Below are 261 nucleotides of genomic sequence, written 5' to 3' on the forward strand. Positions count from 1 at the left end.
GCGCTTCTAAACGCTGTATGATTCGCCTCCCGCTACGAGAGATCGCAGCGAGTCAAGTGTTTGAAGCTAAACGAGTTTCTCGCAAAAAACTTCAAAATAAACGCTTGACAGAAAATGAGGAAAGCGTAGAATGCGCGCCTCGGTTGAGAAGAAAAGCTCTTAACCAACCGCTCTTTAACAAATTGAATCAAGCAATTCGTGTGGGTGCTTGTGAGTACGGACTGATAGTCACAAAGATTATCAGCATCACAAGTGACCATG

1 protein-coding gene is annotated in these 261 nt (G+C 44.4%); it reads left to right on the forward strand.

The features are described from left to right. Nucleotides 1–56 precede the first annotated feature (56 nt). A partial coding sequence (locus HU770_RS27230; protein WP_238349562.1) for a hypothetical protein occupies nt 57–261 on the forward strand: 205 nt, incomplete at its 3' end.

Source organism: Pseudomonas sp. SWRI68, from assembly GCF_014269165.1.
Taxonomy (GTDB): Bacteria; Pseudomonadota; Gammaproteobacteria; order Pseudomonadales; family Pseudomonadaceae; genus Aquipseudomonas; species Aquipseudomonas capeferrum.